The following is a 22,801-nucleotide window of genomic DNA, read 5'->3' on the forward strand; positions in this document are numbered from 1 at the left end:
GGTCAGTTCCAAATATTCCAGGGCGTATGCATCCAGATGCCAACGATGACGAGCCAGACCAAAGTGACCGGGATGAAGATCTTCCAACCCAGACGCATGATTTGGTCGTAGCGGAATCGGGGGAAGGTCGCCCGGATCCAGATGAACATCGACACGACCACAAAAGTCTTCAGTCCAAGCCAGATCCAGCCGGGAATCGCATTGAAGATTGCGCTGTCGATCGGCGGCAGCCAGCCCCCCAGGAACATCAAGGTCGCAAGAATCGAGACGAGCCACATGCTCGCGTACTCGGCGAGGAAGAAGATGGCAAAGCCCATCCCCGAGTACTCGACCATATGCCCCGCAACGATCTCCGCTTCCCCTTCCACAACGTCGAAAGGATGGCGGTTCGTTTCAGCAACGCCGGAAATGAGATAGACAAGAAAGATCGGCAACAAGGGCAACCAATTCCAGGAAAGGAAGTTGAGCCCCATCCCTGCCGCCCAGCCTCGCGCCTGCCCGGCCACGATGTCCCCGAGGTGCATGCTGCCCGAAACCATCAACACGACGACGAAGCAAAAGCCCATCGCGATCTCATAGCTGACCATCTGGGCCGAAGCGCGCAGCGCACCCAGGAAGGGATACTTGGAGTTGGAAGCCCAACCCGCGATGATCACGCCATAGACCTCGATCGAGGTGATTGCCATCAGGACGAGCAAGCCTGCATGGACGTTCGCCAAAACGAGGTCCGGACCAAAGGGCACCACAGCCCAGGCCCCAAGGGCCGGCATGATCGCCAAGACCGGCCCCAGGAAGAACAGCCCTTTGCTGGCCGCCGTAGGGCGAATGATTTCCTTCGTCAGCAGTTTCAAGGCGTCCGCGATTGGCTGCAGGAGACCGAACGGGCCGACGCGGTTCGGACCATGACGAACCTGCATGAAACCCAGCAGCTTGCGCTCCCAGAGCGTCAAATAGGCCACCGCCAGCATCAAGGGAACCAGAACCGCCACGATCTTGAGCAGGATCCAAAGCACGGGCCAGACCAAGCCGGACCACCAGGCCTGGTCGACGAGCTCCAGACCGCCACGATAGAGTGCGTCGATCATGCCTGCCCCCCTTCACGCCCCAGCCGACCATCGGCGGTCGCCTGTAAAGAAGGCGACCGGCGCACCAAGGAATCGAGCTGATAAATACTCGCCACCACCGGTTCGCCTGCATTCGACTCGATCCGAATCGGAGCAGCGGTGCGGTTGTTCAAGAGGTCTTCACGAACCATGGCGCCTTCGCCCCAGCTGGCCCGCAACGTGGCGAGGATTTCTTGCGTGGACTCGGCATCGAAACCCGGCAATTCCAACAGATTCCCGAGGACGCGGAGCACCTTCCACGCGGGCCGAGTCTCGCCGAGCGGCTTGACGACCGCATTGAAACTTTGCACGCGCCCCTCTGCGTTCACAAACGTACCCGAGGTCTCCGTGAAAGGCGCCACTGGCAGCAGCACATCGCTGAAGTCGAGATTCGCCTTGAAGGGCGTCAAACTCACCACCAGAGCGCATCGGGCCAATGCCTCCCGAGCCTTGTCGCCGGCCGCGCTGTCGTAGACCGGCTCGTTCTGCACGAGCAACAACGCATCCACCGCCCCCGAGAGCATCTCGGCGGCATTGCGGCCCTGAGCCTGGGGTTGAACACCGACCAGTTGCATCCCGACGGTGTTGGCCGCCTCGGTCAAATAACCCACCCGCGCGCCGACGGCATTTCCGATCCATTGGGCCAATGCCAGCAGCGTCGAGGCGTTCGCGTGGTGCGCAGCCCCGTTGCCGAGCAAGACCGCAGCCGACTTGCCCTCGCGCAGCAACACCCGAGCAATCGCCTCAGCGGCCTCGGTCGCTACGCCGGGCGCCGGGGCGGGCAGCCCTTTCGCGCGGGCAATTGCGACAGCCACATCGGCCATCGCCTGCGCCCAATCGGCGGCGCGAACCGCCTGCTGATGCGCCATAGGCATTGCCCAATCCGTGCCGCCCGCGTCGATCCGGCACACCTGTGCCCCATGGCGAGCGGCCTGGCGGATCCGCTGGGCAAAAAGGGGGTGATCCTTGCGCAGGTTCGAACCAACCACCAGCACCGAATCCAGGCGCGACAGGTCGTTGATCGGCATCCCCAGCCACCGCACACCCTCGAACGCGGGGAATTCGGCGTTGCGGAGCCGGTAGTCCAGGTTGTCACTGCCCAAGCCTCGAATCAAGGCGCGTGTCAGGTAAGCCTCTTCGCAGGTCACATGCGGGCTGATGAGGGCGCCGATCGCTTGCGGCCCCTTTTCGCGCTGGATATCCCGCAGCCCAGTCGCCACGAACTCCAAGGCGGTCTGCCAATCGACCTCCTGCCACTGTCCGCCCTGTTTGATCATGGGGCGCGTCAAGCGGTCGGGCCCGTTGAGGGCCTCGTAAGAAAACCGATCGCGATCGGCGATCCAGCACTCGTTGACGGCCTCGTTTTCGAAGGGCACGACGCGCATCACCTGCCCGTTCTTGACTTGCACCACCAAGTTCGCGCCCGTCGAATCATGCGGACTGATCGATTTGCGGCGCGAGAGCTCCCATGTTCTGGCCTTGTAGCGGAAGGGTTTGCTGGTCAGCGCCCCTACAGGACAAATGTCGATCATGTTGCCGGACAGCTCCGAATCGACCGTCGAGCCGACGAAGGCCTCGATCTCGGAATGTTCGCCGCGATGCGACATGCCGAGTTCCATGACGCCGGCGATCTCCTGGCCGAAGCGAACGCAGCGCGTGCAATGGATGCAGCGACTCATCTCTTCCATGGAAATCAACGGGCCGACATCCTTGCTCGGCACGACCCGCTTCTCCTCTGCATATCGAGAGGTGGAGCCGCCATAGCCGACCGCGAGGTCTTGAAGCTGGCACTCACCGCCCTGGTCACAGATGGGGCAATCGAGCGGATGGTTGATCAGCAAAAACTCCATCACCGCCTGCTGCGCCTGCACGGCTTTCTCGCTCTTCGTGCGAACGATCATGCCCTGCGTCACCGGCGTGGCGCAGGCCGGCATCGGCTTGGGCGCCTTCTCGATGTCGACCAGGCACATACGGCAGTTGGCCGCGATGCTGAGCTTTTTGTGATAGCAAAAATGAGGAATGTAGGTGTGCAGCTTCTCTGCCGCCTGCATCACGGTGCTGCCTTCGGGCACCTCAACCTTTTTGCCGTCCAGTTCGATTTCAACCATGGGTGCCGTCCAGTCAGCCGTGAGCGGAAACCAGGCAGGTTCCGTGCTCCACGTGGTGTTCGAATTCCGATCGGAAGTGCTTGAGCATTCCGCGCACCGGCATTGCGGCCGCATCACCGAGGGCACAAATCGTGCGGCCCATGATGTTGTGCGCCACGTTGTCGAGTAAATCCAGATCGCCCGGCCGCCCTTGGCCGTGTTCGATGCGGTCGACGATGCGCCAAAGCCAGCCAGTGCCTTCACGACAGGGCGTGCATTGACCGCAGGACTCGTGCATGTAGAAGTAGCTCAGCCGCAACAGCGACCGAACCATGCAACGCGTGTCGTCCATGACGATGACTGCGCCCGAGCCAAGCATGGAGCCTGCTTTCGCGATCGAGTCATAGTCCATCGTGCAGTCCATCATGATCGATGCCGGCAAAACCGGCGCCGACGAACCACCGGGAATCACGGCCTTTAAAGGCCGGCCGCCACGCACGCCCCCCGCGAGTTCGAGGAGCTTCGAGAACGGCGTGCCCATCGGGACTTCATAGTTCCCAGGGCGCTCGACATCCCCAACCATGGAGAAAATCTTGGTGCCCCCGTTGTTGGGCTTACCACATTCGAGATAGGCCTTCCCCCCATTTCGAATGATCCACGGCACCGCCGCGAAGGTCTCGGTGTTGTTGATCGTCGTGGGCTTGCCATACAAGCCAAAGCTTGCGGGGAAGGGCGGCTTGAACCGTGGCTGACCCTTCTTGCCCTCGAGCGACTCGAGCAGAGCCGTTTCTTCACCGCAGATATAGGCGCCAAAACCGTGGTGCGCGTAGAGCTCGAAACTGAAATCAGTCCCGAGGATGCGCGGGCCCAGATAGCCGGCTTCGCGGGCCTCCGCTAGCGCTTCCTCGAACCTCTCGTAGGTCTGAAAAATCTCGCCGTGGATGTAGTTGTACCCCACGGTGATGCCCATCGCATAGGCTGCGATCGCCATCCCCTCGATCACCAGGTGCGGGTTGTAGTTGAGGATGTCGCGGTCTTTGCAAGTACCCGGCTCGCCTTCGTCCGAATTGCACACCAGGTATTTCTGCCCCGGAAACTGCCGCGGCATGAAGCTCCACTTCAAGCCGGTCGGGAAGCCCGCGCCACCGCGACCACGCAGGGCCGACTCTTTGACTTCGGCGATGACCTGCTCCGGGGTCAGGCCCGGCCCGCCATCCAGTCCGAGGATCTTGCGCAAGGCTTGATAACCGCCGCGCGCCTCGTAATCCTTGAGCCGCCAATTCCGCCCGTCGAGACCGGCGTAGATCTGCGGGGAAATATGCCGGCCATGAAAGCAGGTCTCGGTACCTTGGGCCCGGAACCGTTCAAGCACTTCAGACGCGCTCATTTCTGCACCTCGGCTGCTTTGAGCCCGTCGACCAACTGATCGAGGCGTTCGTCCGTCATGAAGCTGCACATGCTGCGGTCGTTGACCAGCATGACGGGCGCGTCGGCGCAAGCACCGAGACACTCGCATTGCTGCAACGTGAAGAGCCCATCAGGAGTCGTCTCGCCAACCCCGATACCGAGCTTCTGAGCCAGATACTCGAGCGCATGCCCGCCGTTACGGAGCTGACATGGCAGGTTCGTACAAACATTCAGTTTGTACCGGCCCACGGGCTCTCGGTTGTACATGTTGTAGAACGTCGTGACCTCGTGAACCGCCATGGGCGCGATGCCCAGGTACTCGGCAAGATCCCGCTCCGCCTCGAGACTGACGTAGCCCTGCTCTTGTTGGATGATGGCCAAGCAAGCCATCACGGCCGACTGGCGCTGCTCCGGCGGATACTTGGCCACCTCGCGGTCAAACCGCGCCTTTGTCGCTTCCGGGATCATCGATCGATCTCTCCAAAAACAATGTCGAGCGTGCCTATGATCGCAACGGCGTCGGCCAGCATGTGCCCGCGTACGAGTTCGTCGAAGGCAGAGAGGTGGACGAAGCCGGGCGGCCGGATCTTGAGCCGGTAGGGCTTATTGGCACCGTCGCTCACGAGGTAAATCCCGAACTCTCCCTTCGGATGCTCGACCGCCGCATAGACCTCGCCCTCCGGGACATGGAAACCCTCGGTGAACAGTTTGAAGTGATGGATGAGGTCTTCCATATTGGCCTTCATCGCCTCACGCGAGGGCGGGGCCACCTTATGGTTGTCCGTGATCACCGGGCCGGGATTCGCTCGGAGCCAGTCGACGCATTGTTTGATGATTCGGTTCGACTCGCGCAGCTCTTGGACGCGCACCAAATAGCGGTCATAACTATCCCCCGTCACGCCCACGGGGATGGCAAAGTCAAGGCGGTCGTACACCTCGTACGGCTGGGTTTTACGCAGGTCCCAAGCGATACCAGAGCCGCGCAACATCGGCCCCGTCAAGCCGAGATTCAGAGCGCGCTCCGGGGTAACCACGCCAATGCCGACCGTGCGCTGCTTCCAGATTCGATTGTCGGTGAGCAGCGTCTCGTACTCGTCGACGCACTTCGGGAACCTTTGGGTGAAATCGTCGATGAAGTCGAGCAGCGAGCCGCGCCGGTTGGCGTTGCGCTCTTCGACCGCCTTCGCGCTGCGAATTTTGCTCGGCGCATACTGCGGCATGCGGTCGGGCAGGTCGCGATAGACGCCCCCCGGCCGGAAGTATGCGGCGTGCATGCGAGCGCCGGAGACCGCTTCATACATGTCGAAGAGGTCTTCGCGCTCACGGAAGGTGTAGATCAAGATGGTCGAGCTGCCGCAATCGTTTCCATGGGAACCCAACCACATCAGGTGGTTGAGGATCCGAGTGATCTCGGCAAACATGACCCGGATGTACTGCGCCCGCAGCGGAACCTCGATACCCAGCAGCTTCTCGATCGCCAAGCAATAGGCGTGCTCGTTGCACATCATGGAGACATAGTCCAGCCGGTCCATATACGGCAGCGACTGGATGAAGGTCTTGTGCTCAGCGAGCTTTTCGGTCGCGCGGTGCAAGAGCCCGATATGCGGATCGGCACGCTGGACGACCTCGCCGTCGAGTTCGAGCACCAAACGCATCACACCGTGCGCGGCAGGGTGCTGTGGCCCGAAGTTCAGGGTGTAGTTTTTGATATCGGCCATGGCTCTGAAAGGGTAGGCGCGTCAGTGAAGTCCGCCGTAGCCATCCTCACGGATGATCCGGGGCGTGATCTCCCGAGGCTCGATGCTGACGGGCTCATAAACGACGCGTCGCTGCGTCGCGTCGTAGCGCATCTCCACATGGCCCGACAGCGGGAACTCCTTGCGGAACGGGTGCCCAATGAACCCGTAGTCGGTCAAGATGCGGCGCAGGTCTTCGTGCCCCTCGAAAACGATGCCGAACAGATCGAATGCCTCACGCTCAAACCAGTTCGCCGAGCTCCACAGCTTGGTCACCGAGGGCATCACGGGAAACTCGTCGTCCGGGCAATAAACCTTGACACGGAGACGATGATTGAGCGAAATCGACAGCAGATGGACAACCACCGCAAACCGCTGCCCGGTCCACTCGCCATCCCGATACGCGGAATAGTCGATCCCACAGAGGTCGATCAATTGCTCGAACCGACTCCGCGGATCGTCGCGAAGTCGTGCCATGGCCTCGAGGTAGCGATCTGCCCGAAGAACCGCGGTGACCTCGCCGCGGGATACGGAAACCGACTCCGCATCCTCACCCAACACTGCCGCGATCGATGCACGAAGCATCTCGACCGAATCCGCTGGAGCCGTCATTTGCCTGAACCTTTCACACGCGTGCGATCGTCTGCGTCCGGCGGATCTTCTGCTGGAGCTGGATGATCCCGTAGATCAACGCCTCCGCGGTGGGTGGACAGCCCGGAACATACACATCCACCGGCACGATCCGATCGCAGCCCCGGACGACCGAATAGCTGTAGTGGTAGTAGCCCCCGCCGTTGGCGCAAGACCCCATGGACAAGACGTAGCGCGGCTCACTCATTTGGTCGTACACCTTGCGCAGAGCCGGCGCCATCTTGTTGCACAGCGTGCCGGCGACGATCATCAAATCGCTCTGGCGGGGACTCGCGCGGAACACCTCGGCACCGAAGCGACCGAGGTCATAGCGAGCGGCCGCTGCGTGCATCATCTCGACGGCGCAGCAAGCAAGCCCGAAGGTCATTGGCCACAAAGAACCCGTCTTGGCCCAATTCACCACGGTGTCGTAGCTCGTGGTGATGAACCCTTCCTTCAGAACACCTTCGATCATCTCAGCGACTCCGGTTGACCAGACTCATTCCCAGTCCAGGGCACCCTTTTTCCACTCGTAGACAAAGCCGACGACGAGGATGGCAAGGAAGATGAGAACCGCGACAAACCCAGTCAGGCCCACATCGCGCAAGGCGACAGCCCAAGGGAAGAGAAAGGCGATTTCGAGGTCGAAAAGAATGAAGAGGATCGCGACGAGGTAATAGCGCACATCGAACTTCATGCGCGCGTCCTCGAACGCCTCAAAACCACACTCGTAGGGGGAGTTTTTCTCGGGATCCGGGCGATTGGGCCCGAGAAGATAACCAAAGACCAACGGGAGAACCCCGACTGCAATGCCAACCAGCAAAAACAACAGGACAGGAAGATACTGGTCGAGTCTCATGATTGGTCTTCAGGCTTGGAGGCGAATGCCGTCGCGCTGCGACCGCATTGCTCCAGATGTTGGTGCCGACGGCGAGACTCGAACTCGCACAGCTTTCGCCACTACCCCCTCAAGATAGCGTGTCTACCAATTTCACCACGTCGGCTGGAGACGGCTTCGATGCTTCGGCCTTGAGCCTTAGGCATTCGAGACAGCCGGGATTGTAGCCTGAAAAGACCCTGGTTTTAGGCTTTCAGGGGTATTTTTCAGACTGGCGTAGGACTCAGCGTGCGGGAGCCGCCGACGACGCGGGCTGGGAAGTCGGTGCGGCCGGCTGCGCCGAGATTCCCGAAGGAATCTGGACCGCCGCGCTGGCGGCCGGAGCCGGGACCGCAGCGGACTCGAGCACGCTCGTGCCCCCCGACGGAACGGCGCGGATGTGACCGAAATAGGCCAGCATCAGCGTGCACACGAAGAACACGGTCGCCAAGACCCCAGTGGTGCGCGAGAGGAAGTTGGCGCTGCCGCTCGCGCCAAAGAGGCTGCCGGAGCCGCCGCTGCCGAAAGCCGCCCCCATGTCGGCACCCTTGCCGTGCTGAATGAGGATGAGGCCGATCATGCCGAGTGCGCTGAGGACTTGAATGACAAGAAGCAGTTTGACGAGGATGGTCATGAGTGAAGTTCCAAAGAGGCGAGAGATCGAAATCAGCCCGCCGCTGCAATGATGGAAAGGAAGTCAGGCGCTTTCAACGAGGCTCCGCCGATCAGCCCGCCGTCGATGTCCGGTTGGGCGAGCAAGGCCGCAGCGTTGGCCGCGTTCATACTGCCCCCATAGAGAATGCGGATCCGATCGGCGCGTTCGCTTGCCGCACGCAGCTGTGCTCTGAGCACCGCATGCACTTCTTGCGCTTGCTCGGGAGAGGCGGTTCGGCCCGTGCCGATCGCCCAGACCGGCTCATAAGCGACGACGATCTCGCTGATGCAGTGACCATTGAGATGGATGACCGCTGCGAGCTGCTGTTTGACGGCCACCTCCGTCAAACCCGCCTCGCGCTGCGCCAGCGTTTCACCGACACAGACGATGGGTGTGAGGCCTGCGGCCAGCGCTTTTTGCACCTTGATCGCGACGTGGGTATCCGTCTCTCCGTGGTAGCTGCGGCGCTCGCTGTGTCCAACGATCACGTAGCGAACCGCGAAGTCGCGCAGCATCGCGGCCGAAACCTCGCCGGTGTACGCACCGCTGTCGTGCATGGACAGATCCTGAGCGCCGAGTTCGACCGCCCCCCCCTGCTCCAGCAAGGATCGGACCTGCTGCAGATACGGTGCCGGCGGACAAACCGCCACATCGCATGGGGGTACCGCCCGCGCCAGCCCCTCGCGGATGCCGGTCACCAAAGCTTCGTTGAACGCCAGGCTTCCGTTCATCTTCCAGTTGCCGGCTATGAGTTTGCGTTTATTGCTGCTCATCGTGATTCCATGTGAGAACGATCTTGCCGATGTGCTGCCCAGACTCCATCAGCGCGTGCGCGTGGACAGCGCCGTTCGAGTCGGTGTCGCCGCCTTCAATGACAGGGAAAACCGCATGAATCACAGGCCGAACCGCGCCGCGCTCCAGCAAGGGCCAGACGTGTTCGCGCAAGGCCGCGGCAATGGCAGCCTTGAATGCGACCGGGCGGGGCCGCAAGGTCGAGCCGGTGATGGTCAGGCGGCGCCGCATCAGCACACCGGCATCGAAGCCGCTCTGGGCGCCGCCCTGGGTCGCAATGATGACGAGCCGCCCGTCTTCGGCCAGGCAGCCCACCTCCCGGGCGACATATGCGCCGGCCACCATGTCGAGCACCACATCCGCGCCCCGGCCCTCGGTGAACCGAAGGACCTCAGCGGCGAAATCCTGCGTCCGGTAATTGATGGCTGCGTCGGCCCCATGCGCCCGACACGCTTCGCAGCGCTCGTCGCTGCCCGCGGTCGCGATGACTTTGGCGCCAAAGGCGCGCGCCAGCTGGATGGCGGTGACGCCGATACCGCTCGCCCCTCCTTGCACCAGAAGCACCTCGCCCGAACGCAGCCGGCCGCGATCGAAAACATTGCTCCAGACGGTGAAGAAGGTTTCGGGCAAGGCGGCCGCCTCCTCGTCGGACAGCCCGGCCGGGACCGGCAGACACTGGCCCACGGGTGCCACGCAATATTGCGCATAGCCCCCGCCCGACAGCAAGGCACAGACGCGTTGCCCTACCGCGAGGCCCGCGGCGCGCATGGCCGGCTCATCGCCAGCAACGATGACGCCAGCAACCTCGAGCCCAGGAATGTCCGAAGCGCCGGGCGGCGGCGGATAGGCGCCCTTGCGCTGCAAGACATCGGGGCGGTTCACACCGCTGGCATGGACACGGATGAGCACCTCGCCCGGGCCCGGCCGCGGGATTTCGCGCTCGGCGACCCGCAAAACCTCGGGGCCGCCGGGCGCTGCGATTTCGATGACTTTCATCGGGGCTTAGCCAAACAATCGAAAACGAGGCTCCGGGCCGAACCCGGAACCCCTGGGCATCAGCCCTGCCCGCCTTCCGATGCGGGCGCCGGACGATCTGCCAAAGCCTTCATCGACAGCTTGACGCGACCCTTGTCGTCGGTCTCGAGAACCTTCACCCGCACAACCTGGCCCTCTTTGAGGTAATCGGAAACCTTCTCGACCCGGTCGTGCGAAATTTGGCTGATGTGCAGCAGCCCATCCTTGCCAGGCAGAACGTTGACGAGTGCACCGAAGTCCAAAATCTTGGTCACCGGGCCTTCATAGACTTTGCCGACCTCGACTTCGGCGGTCAGCTCCTCGATGCGGCGCTTGGCCTCGGCGGCCTTTGCCCCGTCGGTCGCGGCGATCGTGATGGTTCCGTCCTCGCCGATGTCGATCTGAGTGCCGGTTTCCTCGGTCAGTGCACGGATGACCGCGCCGCCCTTGCCGATGACGTCCCGGATTTTCTCGGGGTTGATCTTCATCGTGTAGAGCTTCGGAGCAAAGTCCGAGATCTCGGCCTTGGCTTCGCCCATCGCCTCCTGCATTTTGGCGAGGATGTGCATCCGGGCTTCCTTCGCCTGAGCCAAGGCGACCTGCATGATTTCCTTGGTGATGCCTTGGATTTTGATGTCCATCTGCAGGGCCGTGATGCCGGTGGTGGTCCCAGCCACCTTGAAGTCCATGTCGCCCAGATGGTCTTCGTCACCCAAGATATCGGTCAACACGGCAAACCGGTTGTCTTCCTTGATGAGTCCCATCGCGATGCCTGCGACATGCGCCTTGAGCGGCACGCCCGCATCCATGAGCGCCAAGCAACCCCCGCAGACCGAGGCCATCGAGGAGGAACCGTTCGATTCCGTGACTTCAGAGACGACCCGGATGGTGTAGGGGAACTCGTCCTTGCTCGGCAACACGGCAACGAGCGCCCGCTTGGCCAAGCGGCCGTGGCCGATCTCGCGGCGCTTGGGCGAACCAAAGCGCCCAGCCTCACCGGTCGCAAACGGCGGCATGTTGTAGTGCAGCATGAAGCGGTCTTCATACTCGCCTGCAAGGGCGTCGATGCGCTGCGCGTCGCGCTCGGTACCGAGCGTTGCCACGGCCAAAGCCTGCGTCTCGCCCCGGGTGAACAGCGCCGAACCGTGGGTGCGCGGCAGCACGCCATGGCGAATCTCGATCGGACGCACCGTGCGGGTGTCGCGCCCGTCGATGCGCGGTTCGCCAGCAAGGATTTGGCTGCGGACGATGCGCGACTCGATCTCGAAGAGCAAGGCTTCGACCTTGACCGGATCGAACTCGATCCCCTCGGCCTGAAGGTCGGCCATCACGGCTGCGTAGGCCTCGCGGCAAGCCTGGGTGCGCGCCTGCTTGTTGCGGATCTGGTAGGCCGCACGAAGCTTGTCCTCGGCGTAAGCATTCACCTTGGCGATCAAGGTCTCGTCGCGCGCGGGTGGCTTCCAGTCCCACAGAGGCTTGCCCGCCTCGCGCACGAGTTCATGGATCGCTTCGATCGCGATCTTGCCTTGTTCATGACCGAACACGACGGCGCCGAGCATGACCTCCTCGGGCAGTTGCTGGGCTTCGGACTCGACCATCAACACGGCGCTTTCGGTGCCGGCAACGACGAGATCCATCTGGCTGTTGGCCAGTTGCGTCGGCCCGGGGTTGAGCACATACGCGCCGTTGACGTAGCCCACACGGGCGGCGCCGATCGGGCCATGAAAAGGGATGCCACTGATGGCCAGCGCCGCGCTGGCGCCGATCATCGAGGGGATGTCGGCCGGAACCTCGGGGTTGAGGCTCAGCACATGGATGATGACCTGAACCTCGTTGTAAAAGCCCTCAGGGAACAGCGGACGGATCGGCCGGTCGATCAGACGGCTGGTGAGCGTTTCCAACTCGCTGGGGCGACCTTCGCGCTTGAAGAAGCTGCCCGGAAGCTTGCCGGCGGCATAGGCTTTTTCCGTGTAATCGACGGTCAGGGGGAAGAAATCCTGCCCGGGCTTGGCGGTCTTCGAGGCGACGACGGTCGCGAGGATGACGGTGTCGTCGATGTTGACGACGACCGCTCCGGTGGCTTGACGCGCGATTTCACCCGTCTCGAGGGTGACGGTTTGATGACCCCACTGGAAGGTCTTGGTGACTTTGTTGAACATGGACATGGTGGGTGCTCCTGATGAGAACGGTGGCGCATGAGGCCGCGCCGGTTGCCCGAGCTCGTTACCCGAACACGATGCCATTCCAGCAGAACTCTGCAGTCGAGCCCTCTTGGAATGACACAGCGCGCATCCGATGAACGAACCTCGAAGTGAAAAACGCCTGAGCTAGAAACCTAACCCAGGCGTTTTGTACGCATGGCCAAACGGTGTTGCCTGGCCGAAAGGTTTACTTGCGCAAACCAAGCTTGTTGATCAGCGCCACGTAGCGGGCGGCATCGCGGCTCTTGAGATAGTCCAGAAGCTTGCGGCGACGGCTCACCAGACGCAGCAGACCGCGACGGCCGTGATGGTCTTTGGCGTGGGTTTTGAAGTGCGGCGTCAGCTCGTTGATACGCGCCGTGAGCAGCGCAATTTGCACCTCAGGGCTGCCCGTATCGTTGGCGCTGCGGGCGTTGGCCTTGACGACCTCGGCTTTGACGGAAGAAGAAATCATGAGAGGTTCCTTGGAAATTGTCGGAATCGACTTGTGACTTGCGCCAGCGACTGAACGGGCCGCGGGCGTGCGCCTTGCACCATGCAAAGCCTTGGAATTATAGGGCAAGGCTGAACGAGTCCCACCCGCCCGCCTTCGTCACAGCCCCCGAGGATTGTCTGATTGAGCGGCGAGCCAAGCATCGAGCCGCTCGACGCCGCGGTCGAGGCGATCGAGATCGCGCGACGCAAAGCACCAGCGCAGCCAGCTACGGGCTTCAGGGCCGAAAGCGGCGCCGGGGGCGAGGCCCAATCCCGCCTCGGCAACCAACCGTTTGGCCAAGATCAGCGAATCCTCGTAGCCTTCCAAGCGAAAGAACGCATACATGCCGCCCCGCGGAACCGACACCTGCAGGCGCGGCAGTCGCGCGAGCGCCGAAACCAAGCGATCGCGGCCCGATCGGAGGTGGCGGACCAAGCGCGGCGTGAGTTCATCCGTTCGCTCGAGCGCCGTGATCGCCGCTCTCTGCGTGAAGACCGAATTGCACGAAGTGTTGAATTCGATGAGCTTGCCGACGTGCTCGGTGAGCGAGGCGGGCATCACCAACCAACCGAGCCGCCATCCCGTCATCAAGAAACTCTTGGAAAAGCTCTGAACGACGACCAGCCGATCTTCGGCGTCGGCCACGTCCAGAAAGGAAGGGGCAGCGACGCGGCCCGCCTCCTCGCCGCCGTCGGGATAGTAGAGACGCTCGTAAACCTCATCGGCCAGGATCCAGGTACCGGTTTTCCGGCAATGCTCGAGCACGGCTTGCTGCTCAGCGCGGCTCAGCGTCCAGCCCGTCGGGTTGTTGGGTGCATTGATGACCAGCAGCCGCGTCTGCGGGGTGATCGCTGCGAGCAGGACCTCGAGGTCGAGCGACCACTCGCCACCAGGGCTGCCTGCGGGGCGCAGGGGCACACAGCGCAGTCGAGCACTGAGGATGTGCGGCTGCGCCGTGAGGTTGGGCCACACGGGCGTGACGACGACCACCTCGTCGCCCGGATCCACCAGCGCCTGCATGGCGATCATGAGCCCGTTGACACCGCCCGCGGTGATGGCGATGCGATCGACGCCAATTGCGGGGTGCCAGTCGCTCATGTAGCGCGCCACCGCCTCGCGCAACTCGGGCAAGCCCAGGTTGTGCGCGTAAAACGTCTCCCCCGCCTGCAATGAGGCAATGGCCGCCTCGCGGATGAACGCGGGTGTGACCTCGTCGCTTTCGCCGAACCAGAAAGGCAGCACGTCGCTGCGGCCGATGCCGGCATTGGCTACCTCCCGGATCAGGGAGGGACTGAGTTCGCGAACGGCTGCGCGCATGGAACGAAACTCCAAATCGAGGCTGGGCGTGGGAACGAGATCATGCCAAACTTGCACCGAGAGACCCCCAACCCCGTTCAAGCGGTACAACCCCACTCGCTGCCATGCCGACCCTGCCCTTTGCCCGACTGACCAGCCGCCGCACGCGCCGCGCCCCCGCCGCCATCTGCCTGGCCCTATGCCTGGCCGTAGGACTGCCCGCGACGGCTGCGACCGACCCCACGAACCTCGCCAACCTGGATCGCCCCGTCAAAAAACGGCGCAAAGCCAAAGTCCACCCGAAGGGTGAAGCCCACCCGCGCGCGATCTTCGACAAGGGTTCGGCGGAGACGACGGCCGAGCGCGACCGACGGCTCAAGCGCGAATGCAAGGGCCGGCCGAACGCCGGCGCCTGTCTCGGCTACGCGAGCTGAGGCCGCCGCATGCGGCAGGTCGTGGGTAACGAGGCGTCGTCGGCCGAGAGCCGGCGGATCACCCGGAACCCGTAGCCCGAACCCTCGACATCGAAGGGCACACCGGGTGTGCCCTGACGGTCCATCAGGCCGACGACGAGCGGCTGCTGAAACTGGTGGTCGACCGCGCGCATCGTTCCGCGCTGCCCCGCGAGGGCGACGTCGGCCCGCTCGAGCTGCAGTGCCACGGCGCGGGACTGCACGGTCGCCGCGCGCTCGATCGACTGCGCCAGCGCTTCGATCATCAGTTGCATGCGCATGTGGACGTAGTCGTCGGCCGGCTTGGGGAAGCGGGCGCGGAAGCTGCGGTAGAACGCCTCGGCCGCAGGGTCGGGGACGTTGGGCAACCAGTCGGCCACGGCCAGGACCCGGCCGACGCCAGCTTCACCAATGGCCGCGGGCGCGCCCAGGGCGTTGCCATAGAAGGTGTAGAACTTGCCGTCGAAGCCCCCCTCGCGTGCGGCGCGCACGAGCAAGGTGAGGTCGTTCCCCCAGTTGCCGGTAATCACCGCCTGCGCGCCGCTGGCCTTGATCTTGGCAACGTAAGGCAAGAAATCTTTGACCCGGCCCATCGGGTGCAACTCCTCCCCGAGGATGCGCACATCCGGCCGCTCGGCAGCCAGCTGCTGGCGGGCGAGGCGCAGAACCGCTTGGCCAAAGCTGTAGTCTTGCCCGATGAGGTAGACGCCTTGCACCGCGCGGTCCTCGCGCAGCACGCTCATCAACGCCTTCATGCGCATTTCGGCGTGGGCATCGAAGCGGAAATGCCAGAAACTGCAACGCTCGTTGGTGAGCACCGGATCGACGGCGGAATAGTTCAAAAACAGAACTTGGCGCTCGGGATCGCGCTCGTTGTGCTTTTCGATCGCATCGATCAGGGCCGCCGCATTGGCCGACGAATTTCCCTGCAGCACGATGCGCGCACCCGACTCGATCGCCGAACGCAGCGCGGCGATCGCCTCCTCGTTTTGGCCCTTGCTGTCGTAGCGCACCAACTCGAGCGGTCGAGCACCTCCGGGCAGCACAACCCCACCGCGCGCATGGACGCGCTCACAGGCCCAGAGCAGATTGCGCCAAACCGCCTCACCGGCGTTGGCGAACGGTCCGCTGAGCCCCTCGATCAGGGCCAGTCGTATCGGGGCAGCGGCGTTGCCCGTTTGCGCGCGGGCCGATACACCCCAGGGCAAGGCCCCGAGGGCCGCGATCCGAGCGAGAACTTTTCGACGCGAAGCGTACAATCTTTAATCCTTTTTCAATAGCATAAAAGCACCGAAAAACGCCGGCATAGCGGCGATTTCGATCAAAAATCGATGGCCTCGAGGGGCCAGCGCGGCTGCACGTCGAAGGCGTAGCCGCGTTGCGGGCGCGCCACCCCGGCCTGCACGCGCAGCGCGGCGGCGAGCGCAATCATGGCGCCGTTGTCGGTGCACAAATGCAGTTCGGGGTAGTGCACCCGCACGCCGCGGCGCGCGCAGGCCGCGCCGAGCTGGCTGCGCAATGCGCGGTTGGCGCCCACGCCGCCGGCGACCACCAGGCGCTGCAGACCGGTGGCGTCGAGCGCGGCCAGGGACTTCTTCACCAGCACCTCCACGATGGCCGCCTGCGTGCTGGCCGCCAGGTCGGCGCGCACCTGCGGGTCGTCGAGCGCGGGGCCGAGCTTCTTCACCTGGGTGAGCACCGCCGTCTTGAGACCGGCGAAGGAGAAATCCAGATCGCCGCTGTGCAGCAGCGGCCGCGGCAGCTTGAAGGCGGCCGGATCACCGCCCTCGGCCAGCGTTGATAGCGCCGGCCCGCCGGGGTACGGCAAACCAAGCAGTTTGGCCGATTTGTCGAAGGCTTCGCCCGCGGCGTCGTCGATGGTCTCACCCAGCAACTCGTAGCGGCCCACGCCGTCGACGCGCATGAGCTGCGTGTGTCCGCCCGAGACCAGCAGCGCGACGAACGGAAACTCGGGCGGGTCCGCGCTCAGGAACGGCGAGAGCAGATGGCCCTCGAGGTGATGCACAGGCAGCACGGGTTTTTCGAGCGCCGCCGCCAGCGCACAGGCCACCCCCGCGCCCACGAGCAGCGCGCCCGCGAGCCCCGGCCCGCGGGTGTAGGCCACCAGGTCGATGGCATCCACGCCGCAGCCCGCCTCGCGCAGCACCTCGCGGGTGAGCGGCAACACGCGGCGGATGTGGTCGCGGCTGGCAAGCTCGGGCACCACGCCGCCATAGGCTTGGTGCATGTCGATCTGGCTGTGCAAGGCATGCGCGCGCAAGCGCGGCACCCCCGCGCCCAGCGCCTCGACCAGCGCCACCCCGGTTTCATCACAGGAGGATTCGACTCCGAGAATCAACATGCCAAGAAGTCCAGTGACCGCAGCGAAGGCATTACTTCCAGGGGTATCGCAGCAGTCGCTGCACATCCAGCAACCGGATCTCGCGTTTATCGACCTCGATCAGGCCTTTGGACTCCAGCTCGTGAAGAACCTTGGAGAAATATTCGGGCGTCATCGAAAGGCGCGAGGCGATGGACGCCTTGCTCACCGGTAGCAGCACACAAGCCGGTTGCTCGCCGCCTTCAGGCAAGTCACGCAACAGGTAACCAATCACGCGCTCGACACCGCTGTGCAGCGAATAGGCCTGCACATCGTTGACCAGCCCATGCAGGCGTCGCGATAGGCCGGCCAGCATGCGCATGCAAAATCGCGCATCGCTTTGAATCTCGTTCAGCACCGCCTCCCGCGAAATGCTCAGCAGCAGCGTGTCGTTCAGGGCCTGAGCGCTGACCATGCAGGGCCGTTCCATAAACATGAATGCCTCGGCAAAGCTGTTGCCGGGCCCAACCAGTTCGATGATTTTCTCCTGGCCAACCGGCGAGATGGCATATAGCTTGATCTGCCCCGAGACGGTCACGTGAAATTCCTGGCAGGGGTCACCGGCACGAAACACATCTGTTCCGCGGGCGAACTCGCGCAACTCGCTACCCTGGGCCAGCCGCTGTAGCGCCGGCAACTGTATCTCCTGGAACAGGGGCAGCAGAGACAGGTAGCGGGGCACATCGAAACGGGACAGGTCCATGGCGACGGGACTTCAGGGCAAAGTGGGGACTATAGCCGCGAGCGGTCCCCTACTCCCCACCGGGTATGCTGCCGACGACGCGTCGGCCTCAGCCCGCAGTGACCATGAGACGCTGCTGCACCGCGGACAGCCGCTTGACCAAGTCCTGCGGGTGCCGCACCAGCGCATAGCCCTGGTCGCTGAACAGCATCGGCAGGTAGTCGTGCGCGGTCTCATCGATGGTGATGCAAAAAGGGACCAACCCGAGCCTGCGCGCAGCCTGCACCGCGTGGCGCGTGTCCTCCAGCCCGTAGCGGCCCTCGTACACATCCAGATCGTTCGGCTTGCCATCGGTGAGCAGCAGCAGGAGGCGCTGGCGCTCCGGGCGATCAGCCAGTCGTGCGGTGGCGTAGCGGATGGCGGCGCCCATGCGGGTGTAGTAGCCGGGCTTGATGGCACCGACGCGGTCGCGCGTGCGGGCGCCCCAGACCTCGTCGAAGCCCTTGAGCTGGTGCACGCGCACGTTCTGCCGCCGCACCGAAGAAAACCCAAGCATCTCGAACGGGTCGCCGCTGGCCGACAGCGCCTCGCCGAACACGTAGAGCGCGTCGCGGATGAGGTCGATCACGCGTGCCGTCTGCGTCGCATAGGCGTCGGTCGACAGCGACAGATCTGCCAGCAGCAAGGTCGCCAGGCTGCGTTCGCTGCGCACGCGGCGGGTGAAGACCGAAGGTGACTCGCTGCGCGGCGCACTGGAGGCTTCGACGTGGTGGCGGATCCAGGCGTCGAGATCGATCTCTTCGCCCTCGGGCTGGGCGTGCAGCCGGCCCATGCCGCCGCGCAGCACCTCCATGCGGCGGCGCACGCGGCGGGCCGTGACCTTCAGGGCGGGAGGCGGCACAAAAGCCGGCGCCCCGGCCGTCACCAGGGTCTGCAGCGCGCAATGGTCTTCGATCAGGCGTCCGCGGCGCCAGTCCCACTCGGGCAGGCGGATGCCCGGGCCCAGCGGCCGGTCGTCGGCCGCGGCGCTGGGCAGGTCCAGGTCGAACTTCACACGCGAGGCCGTGGTCTGCCCGTCGGGCGCAATGGCCAGCACGTCCATGTCGTTGGCCGCGGCCAGCGCGTTGCCGTCGTCGTCATCGTCGCTGGCGCGGTTGACCTTGACGAACTCACCCCAGGACAGGATGGACTCGGCGCGGAAGAACATCATCAGCGGCGCCTTGTCGCGCTCGTCGGCCACCGCACGGGCCTTGCGGCGGCGGGCATCCTGCGTGGCGGGCGGCCGCTGCGCAGTGGCGGCGGCCGGGTCCTGTTCGCGCACGACCGCGGCGGTTCCTGCAACGGATGTGGTGTCCAGCCAGAGCCAGACCGGTGCCACTTCATCCGGCTGCACTGCCAGCGACGCTTCATCGCCCTGCCCCGCCAGCGCGGCCTGCACCGCACGTTCGGCCTCGGCGGCGCGACCGCGCAGACGCGCAGCCTCGGGGCGCAGCGCCTGTTCGGCGGCCAGCAGTTGCCGGTAGCGGCCCGCCAGGCCCGGAAAGGTCAGCAGCGCGGCCTGCGTGGCCCGCCGGTTGTCGGCGACCCAGTCGCCAGTGGGTTCGATGTGCGCGGCCAGCGCCGCCAGCCACTGGTAGAGCGCGCGGTTGAGCGCCGGGTCGGCGTGCACCGCGATGCGCGGCGGCAGCGACAGCGCTTCGGGTTCGAGCCGGCCGGTGGCGGCGTGGGTGCCGGTGCCGGCCATCCGTTGCAGCCAGTCGCGCGCGCCGCCGACACGGCGTTCGCTGGCCGGCGCCAGGCGCACCGCCGGCGCACCACCCGCCGCGCGGAACATCAGCGTGATGCTGCGCTGCACCTCGGGCAGCGAGACGGCCGCAGCATCGTGCTGCCGGCTGGCCGCACGGCGGATGAAGCGGTCCCACTGTTGGCCGACCCACTCTTCCATCAGACGTTCCTTTCGAGCATGGCGGCCGCTGCGTGCTCTTCACGGCGTTGCCTCAGCGTCTCGCGCACCGCGTCGGCGCCGACCTTCCACTCCAGCAAGGGTTCGCGTGCCTGCGCGGTCGTCGTCTCTTCACATGAATCGAGACACTGGCCACACTGCACACACGAGAACATCATGCGTTTGATGTTGCGCGGGTGCAGGCGCATGGGGCAGCCGTTGTCACAGGCCGAGCCTTGCGGATAGGTGGCCGTCGTGCAGGTACGGCAGTCGCGCGCGTGCTCGCGGTCGAACGCCACCACCATGCCCTTGGGATTGGCCATCCACACCAGGCTCTGGAACAGGCCCACGGCGCAACCGAAACGGCAGAACAGGTGGCGGGCGAAAGCGAACTCCAGGGTGAAGACCGCCGTGCCGGCGAGCAGAAAGCGCAAGGGATTGGGTGCCAGCGTGCCGGCCAGCAGACCACCCCAGACCTCGGCCGGCGGCAGCAGGTAGCTCAGCAGCGTGATGGCCCAGAGAAAGCCGAAGGCCAGGCACAGCCCGAAAAACACCGGCCACCAGCGCCCCGAGGGCTTGACGCTCGCGCGCAAGGTGCGGTGCGAGTCCCAGAAGCTGAGCTTGCCGCAGGCGCGCTGCAAGGTCGCATTGAGCGTCTCCACCAGGGTGAAGTGCGGGCACAGCCAGCCACAGTAGATGCGGCCGTAGCGCCAGGCCACGGCCAGGAAAGCCGCGATGAACGCGATGGCGGGCAGGAAAGCCCGCACGAAGATCTGGATCGCGGCCTGGTTGGCCGTGATCTCGCCGGCGCGAAAGGCGTCGATGCCGAGGCTCCAGCGCTGCCCCAGGAACCAGAGCTGCGCTTCGTGCACGTCGAAACGCAGCAGGTTCAGCGCGGGCGCCAGCAGGAACAGGCCGAAGAAGCCCAGCTGGAAGAAGAGGCGGCGGCGTTGCAGGGGGTGTGACATGAGGAGGGGAAGCGCAGCGCCGCCGCTGCAAACAAAATCAGGTGCCGAGCACAGCGATCACCACCTCGTCGAGCGCGGTGGCGGTTTCCTGGTCATCGGTCAGCGCATCGACGATGGCCGCGCGGCAGGCCACAGGCAGCGGCAGGCCGCTGGCCACCAGCCGGGCTGCCATGACCAGCAGGCGCGTGCTCACGGTTTCTTCGAGGTCGTGGTCGGTCAGGCGTCGCAGCGCCTGCGCCAGCTTCACCAGACGCTCCGCCAGCACCGGCTCGACGCTGGCTTCCGCCACCACGATGTCACGCTCCACACCGGGCGCGGGATAAGCAAAGCTCAGCGCCACGAAGCGCTGACGGGTGCTCGGCTTGAGGCTCTTGAGCAGGTTCTGGTAGCCCGGGTTGTAGCTGACCACCAGCATGAAGCCCGGTGGCGCCACCAGCTGTTCGCCGGTGCGCTCGATCGGCAGCACGCGACGGTCGTCGGCCAGCGGGTGCAGCACGACAGTGGTGTCCTTGCGGGCCTCGACCACCTCGTCGAGGTAGCAGATGGCGCCGCTGCGCACCGCGCGGGCCAGCGGGCCGTCGGCCCAGACCGTGCCCCGCTCGCCGATCAGGTGGCGGCCGACCAGGTCGGCCGCGCTGAGGTCGTCGTGGCAGCTCACGGTGATGAGCGGCCGTCCCAGGCGCGCGGCCATGTGCTCCACGAAACGCGTCTTGCCGCAACCGGTGGGGCCCTTGATCAGCACCGGCAGGCGCTGGCGGAAGGCGTGCTCGAAGAGCGCCACCTCGCCGGCCTGCTGGGCGTAGAACGGAACGTCCATCAGATGCTGCTGTTCACTGTGGTCCATCGCCGCGCTCCTGCTGGATCAGACGCGCTGTGCGGGGCGAGCGCCGAGCATGCCGCCACCGGCGCTGCGGGTGCTGTCCACACGCACCGGGTCGCCACCGATGAAGAAGCTCGAGAAGTACAGCAGCTGACCGATCAGGAAGGTCACGCCGCCACCGATGCGGATCCAGTAGAAGAACGCCAGCTGGTCCTGCGTGTTCATGAAGCTCATGGCGCCTTCGGTCGGGATGCGTTGCAGCCACACCTGCAGGATGCCGGCACCGGTCAGGGCCAGCACCATCACGGCCATGCCGATGGTCATGATCCAGAAGCTCCACATTTCGGCGGCCTGCGCCTTCTGGCTGTTGGCCAGCCGGCCACGCAGCGTGGGCATGGCGTAGCTGATGAGCGTGATCACCACCAGCACGTAGGCACCGTAGAAGGCCAGGTGGCCGTGAGCCGCGGTGATCTGCGTACCGTGGGTGTAGTAGTTGACCGAGCTGAGCGTATGGATGAAGCCCCACAGACCGGCGCCCAGGAAGCCCATGACCGAGGTGCCCACGGCCCACAGCACGGCGGCCTGGTTCGGGTGTTCGCGGCGGCGACGCTGCACCATGTTGAAGGCGAACACCGTCATCATGAAGAAGGGAATCGGTTCCATGGCCGAGAAGATCGAGCCAATCCAGTGCCAGTAGCCGGGCAAGCCGATGAAGTAGAAGTGATGGCCCGTGCCCAGGATACCGGTCATCAGCGCGAAGGCGATGATCACGTACAGCCACTTGTCGATCACTTCACGGTCCACACCGGTGGTCTTGACCAGCACGTAGGCCAGCAGCGCGCCCAGGATCAGTTCCCACACGCCTTCCACCCAGAGGTGGACGACGAACCACCAGTACATCTTGTCGCGCACCAAGTTGTGGGGGTTGACGAAGCTGAACAGGAACATCAGCGCCAGACCCCACAGGCCCATCAGCAATACCAGGCCGATGGCGGTCTTGCGGCCCTTGAGCACCGTCATGCTGATGTTGAACAGGAAGCCCAGGGCCACAATCACGATGCCCACCTTGGTCGGCAGCGGCTGCTCCAAGAACTCGCGTCCCATGGTCTGCAGCAGCTGGTTGCCGGTGAGCTCGGCGAGACGCGCGTAGGGCACGGTGAGGTAGCCGACGATGGTGAGCACACCGGCCACAAGGAAGACCCAGAAGAGAACCTTGGCGAGCAAGGGGCTATAGAGCTCGGTTTCGGACTCCTCGGGCACCAAGTAGTAGGCAGCGCCCATGAA

The 22,801-nt window shown here is 64.4% G+C and carries 22 protein-coding genes and 1 tRNA gene; 1 reads left to right on the forward strand and 22 read right to left on the reverse strand.

The genetic code is table 11. The features are described from left to right. Positions 1 to 2: 2 nt before the first annotated feature. The 15 genes from nuoH to JHC36_RS10655 form a co-directional block, all read right to left on the reverse strand. Positions 3 to 1,085 (reverse strand): NADH-quinone oxidoreductase subunit NuoH, encoded by a 1,083-nt coding sequence (gene nuoH, locus JHC36_RS10585; protein WP_124220230.1) that lies wholly within the window; start codon positions 1,083 to 1,085, stop codon positions 3 to 5. Beyond that, the gene (gene nuoG / locus JHC36_RS10590) at positions 1,082 to 3,211 is read right to left on the reverse strand and encodes an NADH-quinone oxidoreductase subunit NuoG (RefSeq protein ID WP_287918926.1); all 2,130 of its coding nucleotides are present in this window, start codon (positions 3,209 to 3,211) and stop codon (positions 1,082 to 1,084) included. Before nuoG ends, nuoH begins: the two co-directional genes overlap by 4 nt. 13 nt (positions 3,212 to 3,224) lie before the next feature. Continuing rightward, a complete protein-coding gene (nuoF, locus tag JHC36_RS10595) occupies positions 3,225 to 4,577 on the reverse strand; it encodes an NADH-quinone oxidoreductase subunit NuoF (RefSeq protein ID WP_124220232.1) in 1,353 nt (450 codons plus the stop codon). Then, positions 4,574 to 5,065 (reverse strand): NADH-quinone oxidoreductase subunit NuoE, encoded by a 492-nt coding sequence (gene nuoE, locus JHC36_RS10600; protein ID WP_124220234.1) that lies wholly within the window; start codon positions 5,063 to 5,065, stop codon positions 4,574 to 4,576. Before nuoE ends, nuoF begins: the two co-directional genes overlap by 4 nt. Further along, a complete protein-coding gene (locus tag JHC36_RS10605) occupies positions 5,062 to 6,315 on the reverse strand; it encodes an NADH-quinone oxidoreductase subunit D (protein ID WP_124220236.1) in 1,254 nt (417 codons plus the stop codon). The genes nuoE and JHC36_RS10605 overlap by 4 nt, the downstream gene beginning before the upstream one ends. Before the next feature lie 21 nt (positions 6,316 to 6,336). Next, complete coding sequence (locus tag JHC36_RS10610) at positions 6,337 to 6,945, reverse strand: NADH-quinone oxidoreductase subunit C (RefSeq protein WP_287918886.1); 609 nt, start codon at positions 6,943 to 6,945, stop codon at positions 6,337 to 6,339. A gap of 13 nt (positions 6,946 to 6,958) precedes the next feature. Beyond that, positions 6,959 to 7,438 (reverse strand): NuoB/complex I 20 kDa subunit family protein, encoded by a 480-nt coding sequence (locus JHC36_RS10615; protein ID WP_124220240.1) that lies wholly within the window; start codon positions 7,436 to 7,438, stop codon positions 6,959 to 6,961. Between the two features lie 24 nt (positions 7,439 to 7,462). Next, the gene (locus tag JHC36_RS10620; protein WP_124220242.1) at positions 7,463 to 7,822 is read right to left on the reverse strand and encodes an NADH-quinone oxidoreductase subunit A; all 360 of its coding nucleotides are present in this window, start codon (positions 7,820 to 7,822) and stop codon (positions 7,463 to 7,465) included. 60 nt (positions 7,823 to 7,882) lie between these two features. After that, positions 7,883 to 7,967: transfer RNA gene (locus JHC36_RS10625), tRNA-Leu, on the reverse strand. A 117-nt stretch (positions 7,968 to 8,084) separates the two neighbouring features. Beyond that, positions 8,085 to 8,474 carry a preprotein translocase subunit SecG gene (secG, locus tag JHC36_RS10630; RefSeq protein WP_124220244.1) on the reverse strand — a complete coding sequence of 130 codons (390 nt, stop codon included), beginning with the start codon at positions 8,472 to 8,474 and terminating at the stop codon, positions 8,085 to 8,087. A gap of 32 nt (positions 8,475 to 8,506) precedes the next feature. Further along, the gene (gene tpiA, locus JHC36_RS10635; RefSeq protein ID WP_287918891.1) at positions 8,507 to 9,268 is read right to left on the reverse strand and encodes a triose-phosphate isomerase; all 762 of its coding nucleotides are present in this window, start codon (positions 9,266 to 9,268) and stop codon (positions 8,507 to 8,509) included. Then, positions 9,255 to 10,283: an NAD(P)H-quinone oxidoreductase gene (locus JHC36_RS10640; protein ID WP_287918894.1), complete on the reverse strand. Its 1,029-nt coding sequence runs from the start codon at positions 10,281 to 10,283 to the stop codon at positions 9,255 to 9,257. Before JHC36_RS10640 ends, tpiA begins: the two co-directional genes overlap by 14 nt. Positions 10,284 to 10,342: 59 nt before the next feature. Further along, entirely contained in the window at positions 10,343 to 12,466 is a 2,124-nt protein-coding gene (gene pnp, locus JHC36_RS10645; protein ID WP_287918897.1) for a polyribonucleotide nucleotidyltransferase, read from the reverse strand. 223 nt (positions 12,467 to 12,689) lie between these two features. Then, positions 12,690 to 12,956, reverse strand: a complete 267-nt coding sequence (gene rpsO, locus JHC36_RS10650) for a 30S ribosomal protein S15 (protein ID WP_124220252.1) — start codon at positions 12,954 to 12,956, stop codon at positions 12,690 to 12,692. A gap of 138 nt (positions 12,957 to 13,094) precedes the next feature. Further along, positions 13,095 to 14,294, reverse strand: coding sequence for a pyridoxal phosphate-dependent aminotransferase (locus JHC36_RS10655; protein ID WP_287918901.1), 1,200 nt, complete (start codon positions 14,292 to 14,294; stop codon positions 13,095 to 13,097). Between the two features lie 104 nt (positions 14,295 to 14,398). Here JHC36_RS10655 and JHC36_RS10660 point away from each other — a divergent pair, with 104 nt between their 5' ends. Further along, positions 14,399 to 14,707: a hypothetical protein gene (locus tag JHC36_RS10660; RefSeq protein WP_287918904.1), complete on the forward strand. Its 309-nt coding sequence runs from the start codon at positions 14,399 to 14,401 to the stop codon at positions 14,705 to 14,707. Here the strand turns inward: JHC36_RS10660 and JHC36_RS10665 are convergent. The 7 genes from JHC36_RS10665 to JHC36_RS10695 form a co-directional block, all read right to left on the reverse strand. After that, the gene (locus tag JHC36_RS10665) at positions 14,695 to 15,984 is read right to left on the reverse strand and encodes a branched-chain amino acid ABC transporter substrate-binding protein (RefSeq protein WP_287918906.1); all 1,290 of its coding nucleotides are present in this window, start codon (positions 15,982 to 15,984) and stop codon (positions 14,695 to 14,697) included. The genes JHC36_RS10660 and JHC36_RS10665 overlap by 13 nt on opposite strands. 62 nt (positions 15,985 to 16,046) lie before the next feature. Continuing rightward, a complete protein-coding gene (gene tsaD / locus JHC36_RS10670; RefSeq protein ID WP_287918909.1) occupies positions 16,047 to 17,087 on the reverse strand; it encodes a tRNA (adenosine(37)-N6)-threonylcarbamoyltransferase complex transferase subunit TsaD in 1,041 nt (346 codons plus the stop codon). A 31-nt stretch (positions 17,088 to 17,118) separates the two neighbouring features. Continuing rightward, the gene (locus JHC36_RS10675) at positions 17,119 to 17,808 is read right to left on the reverse strand and encodes a Crp/Fnr family transcriptional regulator (protein WP_287918912.1); all 690 of its coding nucleotides are present in this window, start codon (positions 17,806 to 17,808) and stop codon (positions 17,119 to 17,121) included. Positions 17,809 to 17,896: 88 nt separating this feature from the next. Then, positions 17,897 to 19,732 (reverse strand): nitric oxide reductase activation protein NorD, encoded by a 1,836-nt coding sequence (locus JHC36_RS10680; protein ID WP_287918915.1) that lies wholly within the window; start codon positions 19,730 to 19,732, stop codon positions 17,897 to 17,899. After that, positions 19,732 to 20,697: a 4Fe-4S binding protein gene (locus JHC36_RS10685; RefSeq protein ID WP_287918918.1), complete on the reverse strand. Its 966-nt coding sequence runs from the start codon at positions 20,695 to 20,697 to the stop codon at positions 19,732 to 19,734. Before JHC36_RS10685 ends, JHC36_RS10680 begins: the two co-directional genes overlap by 1 nt. A 37-nt stretch (positions 20,698 to 20,734) precedes the next feature. Further along, on the reverse strand, positions 20,735 to 21,541 hold the full coding sequence (locus JHC36_RS10690; protein ID WP_287918921.1) for a CbbQ/NirQ/NorQ/GpvN family protein: 807 nt from the start codon (positions 21,539 to 21,541) through the stop codon (positions 20,735 to 20,737). Between the two features lie 18 nt (positions 21,542 to 21,559). After that, positions 21,560 to 22,801: cbb3-type cytochrome c oxidase subunit I (locus JHC36_RS10695; protein WP_287918923.1), on the reverse strand; the 1,242-nt coding region annotated here is incomplete at its 5' end.

The organism is Tibeticola sp. (assembly GCF_022759015.1).
Lineage (GTDB): Bacteria > Pseudomonadota > Gammaproteobacteria > Burkholderiales > Burkholderiaceae_C > Tibeticola > Tibeticola sediminis.

What these genes read in the sequence shown, in the direction of transcription:
- nuoH (WP_124220230.1), bottom strand. Translation starts at nt 1,085, where the DNA reads ATGATCGACGCACTCTATCGTGGCGGTCTGGAGCTCGTCGACCAGGCC.
- nuoG (WP_287918926.1), bottom strand. Translation starts at nt 3,211, where the DNA reads ATGGTTGAAATCGAACTGGACGGCAAAAAGGTTGAGGTGCCCGAAGGC.
- nuoF (WP_124220232.1), bottom strand. Translation starts at nt 4,577, where the DNA reads ATGAGCGCGTCTGAAGTGCTTGAACGGTTCCGGGCCCAAGGTACCGAG.
- nuoE (WP_124220234.1), bottom strand. Translation starts at nt 5,065, where the DNA reads ATGATCCCGGAAGCGACAAAGGCGCGGTTTGACCGCGAGGTGGCCAAG.
- JHC36_RS10605 (WP_124220236.1), bottom strand. Translation starts at nt 6,315, where the DNA reads ATGGCCGATATCAAAAACTACACCCTGAACTTCGGGCCACAGCACCCT.
- JHC36_RS10610 (WP_287918886.1), bottom strand. Translation starts at nt 6,945, where the DNA reads ATGACGGCTCCAGCGGATTCGGTCGAGATGCTTCGTGCATCGATCGCG.
- JHC36_RS10615 (WP_124220240.1), bottom strand. Translation starts at nt 7,438, where the DNA reads ATGATCGAAGGTGTTCTGAAGGAAGGGTTCATCACCACGAGCTACGAC.
- JHC36_RS10620 (WP_124220242.1), bottom strand. Translation starts at nt 7,822, where the DNA reads ATGAGACTCGACCAGTATCTTCCTGTCCTGTTGTTTTTGCTGGTTGGC.
- secG (WP_124220244.1), bottom strand. Translation starts at nt 8,474, where the DNA reads ATGACCATCCTCGTCAAACTGCTTCTTGTCATTCAAGTCCTCAGCGCA.
- tpiA (WP_287918891.1), bottom strand. Translation starts at nt 9,268, where the DNA reads ATGAGCAGCAATAAACGCAAACTCATAGCCGGCAACTGGAAGATGAAC.
- JHC36_RS10640 (WP_287918894.1), bottom strand. Translation starts at nt 10,283, where the DNA reads ATGAAAGTCATCGAAATCGCAGCGCCCGGCGGCCCCGAGGTTTTGCGG.
- pnp (WP_287918897.1), bottom strand. Translation starts at nt 12,466, where the DNA reads ATGTCCATGTTCAACAAAGTCACCAAGACCTTCCAGTGGGGTCATCAA.
- rpsO (WP_124220252.1), bottom strand. Translation starts at nt 12,956, where the DNA reads ATGATTTCTTCTTCCGTCAAAGCCGAGGTCGTCAAGGCCAACGCCCGC.
- JHC36_RS10655 (WP_287918901.1), bottom strand. Translation starts at nt 14,294, where the DNA reads ATGCGCGCAGCCGTTCGCGAACTCAGTCCCTCCCTGATCCGGGAGGTA.
- JHC36_RS10660 (WP_287918904.1), top strand. Translation starts at nt 14,399, where the DNA reads ATGCCGACCCTGCCCTTTGCCCGACTGACCAGCCGCCGCACGCGCCGC.
- tsaD (WP_287918909.1), bottom strand. Translation starts at nt 17,087, where the DNA reads ATGTTGATTCTCGGAGTCGAATCCTCCTGTGATGAAACCGGGGTGGCG.
- JHC36_RS10675 (WP_287918912.1), bottom strand. Translation starts at nt 17,808, where the DNA reads ATGGACCTGTCCCGTTTCGATGTGCCCCGCTACCTGTCTCTGCTGCCC.
- JHC36_RS10680 (WP_287918915.1), bottom strand. Translation starts at nt 19,732, where the DNA reads ATGGAAGAGTGGGTCGGCCAACAGTGGGACCGCTTCATCCGCCGTGCG.
- JHC36_RS10685 (WP_287918918.1), bottom strand. Translation starts at nt 20,697, where the DNA reads ATGTCACACCCCCTGCAACGCCGCCGCCTCTTCTTCCAGCTGGGCTTC.
- JHC36_RS10690 (WP_287918921.1), bottom strand. Translation starts at nt 21,541, where the DNA reads ATGGACCACAGTGAACAGCAGCATCTGATGGACGTTCCGTTCTACGCC.